This is a genomic window from Runella sp., from assembly GCF_027484545.1.
In the GTDB taxonomy this organism is placed as follows: domain Bacteria; phylum Bacteroidota; class Bacteroidia; order Cytophagales; family Spirosomataceae; genus Runella.
The window spans coordinates 1-2,523 of the sequence record NZ_JAIXST010000205.1; the positions used below are offsets into that span (position 1 = coordinate 1).

General features: G+C 44.0%; 2 protein-coding genes. One reads left to right on the forward strand and one right to left on the reverse strand.

Features of this window, described 5'->3' with window-relative positions; genetic code table 11:
• Window positions 1-258: 258 nt before the first annotated feature.
• The gene (locus Q0081_RS19335) at window positions 259-2,052 is read right to left on the reverse strand and encodes an acyl-CoA dehydrogenase (RefSeq protein ID WP_298357096.1); all 1,794 of its coding nucleotides are present in this window, start codon (window positions 2,050-2,052) and stop codon (window positions 259-261) included.
• A 272-nt stretch (window positions 2,053-2,324) separates the two neighbouring features.
• On the opposite strand from Q0081_RS19335, the gene Q0081_RS19340 reads away from it, so the two are divergent.
• Window positions 2,325-2,523: hypothetical protein (locus Q0081_RS19340; RefSeq protein ID WP_298357099.1), on the forward strand; the 199-nt coding region annotated here is incomplete at its 3' end.

Sequence of the window (2,523 nt, forward strand, 5' to 3'; positions counted from 1 at the left end):
ATTGAGGTAAGTCTATTTGTTGTTTGGTCACTACAAACTTAGAGCTTTGGCTCCAATTGTCGGGCATAGCAAATTGTTAATCAATCTGTTATGCCTATTTTAATTTCTACAAATTAAATATCTCAAAGCTTGTCGATTTTGCCTGCAAGATTAAACGAGGCGTATTAATACTCATTCACTCATTTACAGCACCAATGGCCTCGCTATTCACTAAATCACTCATTCACCGCACGGGCGGCCCCGTAAATCACAAATTCTTTAAAGCGCTAATTCTTTCTCTGTGGTAATGGTCAGGACTTCGGTATCTTTCAAACGCACAGCCAAACCGAGCGTTTTTGGTATTTCATAATGGAAGAAAAATTTCATTGTATGGATTTTGCTTTCGTAAAAAGCCAGTTCATCGCCTTCCGGATTTTGAGTAAGCAATGCCTGTTTGGCAACGACCGCCTGTTTGAGCCACTGCCAAGCTACGGTAATGATTCCGAACATTTCCATGTACAAAGTCGCGTCCATCAAAAAGCGTTCAATATCGCCCTGCATGGCATACGGCATGAGGGACATCGTAACTTCCTGCAAACGAATCAATTCGGCTTTGAGCATTTTAGCGTACACTTTCAAATCCTCGTGCGTTTCTGCTTCTGCAATGGTTTTGGCCACTTCTCCAAAGAGCAATTGTGCGGGCTTGCCTCCTTTCATGGTCATCTTACGGCCCAATAAATCCTGAGCCTGAATCCCCGTCGTACCTTCATAAATCGGAGTAATCCGAATATCACGATACAGTTGTTCCAGAGGAAAATCTTCCGTAAAACCATAGCCTCCAAGCACTTGCAAACCGTTGCTTACCGCTATCATTCCCATTTCGGTTGGGTAGGTTTTGGCAATAGGCGTCAGCAATTCGAGCATCAAATGGTATTTTTCCTTTTCTTCGGGGTCTTCACTCGCGTGCGCAATATCAGCACAACGGGCTGCTTCCATCAGCAACGAAAGCGAACCTTCAACCACCGCTTTTTGCAGCAACAACATCCGCTTCACATCGGGATGCTGAATGATGGGTATTTGCGGACTATCTAATACACCCTTCTCGTTCAAACGACGGCTCTGCGGACGCTCTTTCGCGTATTGCAACGAAGCACAATAAGCGGCCGAGGCAATCGCCACTCCTGTCATACCAACGCCGATACGTGCTTCATTCATCATTTGAAACATGTACGAAAGTCCTTTGTGCGGTTCTCCCACCAACCAACCCTGACAATCGTCGCGGTCGCCCATGGTGAGGTGCATCGCAGGTACACCGCGTTGTCCCAGTTTATGATAAATTCCCGTTGAAGTGACGTCGTTGTCAGCGCCGTCGAGGCGATATTTAGGGACCACAAAAAGCGAAATACCTTTTGTCCCTTTCGGTGCGCCCTCAATCCGTGCCAACATCAGGTGAATGATATTTTCGCATTGGTCATGGTCACCGGCTGAAATAAATACTTTTTGTCCTTTTATTCTGTAACTTCCGTCGGCTTGGGGAGCCGCCGAAGTGGTGATATCAGAAAGTGAACTTCCTGCCTGCGGTTCGGTCAAAGCCATGGTGCCTTGCCATTTGCCCGCGAGCATCTTCCCTACGTAGGTTTGCTTCAATTCATCGGTTCCAAACGAACTGATCAAACCTGCCGCCCCGGACGTTAAACCGGTGTACATCATGCCATTATTGGCCGCCATCAGGATAAATCCCAAGCAGGAACTTACCAATTCGGGCAATTGTTGTCCGCCATTTTCAAACGAAAAACCGGTACCAATCAAACCTGCCTCTCCCAACGCCTTTAAATACTCGCCGATTTTAGGGTGAATCGTTACTTTCCCGTTCCGAAGTTCCGGTTGATTCCGATCCACATCCCGGAAGTACGGAAACATTATATTATCCGCAATTTGGGTGGCGGCATCAATCGTCATGTCAAACGTTTCGCGGTCGTGTGCGCTGTAGTACGGATACTTGGTAAGGTCAGCGGCATTAAATACCTCGTGAAGCAAAAAATTAAGATTTCGACGGCTATAGTACTGGGCCATTGGCAGTTAGCGTTTTTTAGGTATTATGCAAGTATACTGTATTGCAAATATAATTGATTTGTTTAGAAATAAAAAGAGCGACCGGTTAGGCCGCTCTTGGACACTGATTAATGAAATTTTTTGCGTTTAAACAGTTACTAAAATTTTAAAAAATTGCCTATACACTTCTGAATTCTATTATTTTTGACATATAATTGCAAGAATAAATGCCAAGGATAAAACTATCATAATAAGAATACTCAAGCAGTTTTTAAATACTAAAATTTGAAAAAATGGAGCTTAAATTTATCGGACAAGGTTTAGACCCTGAGAGTGATATTACAACAGGGAATTTTATTATTGATTCATTAGATGTAAATTCCTATGAACGTGGTTCATCGTCACATTTGGTGAAAGTTGGAGATCCCCATCAGGATGACTCTTTTGCGGAGCAGCTCAAAACTAGCTCTTCCGTACATTTGACGCTTGATA

Bases quoted from the DNA above. Each gene is read 5' to 3' on its own strand.
- Q0081_RS19335 (WP_298357096.1), bottom strand. From the start codon at position 2,052: ATGGCCCAGTACTATAGCCGTCGAAATCTTAATTTTTTGCTTCACGAG.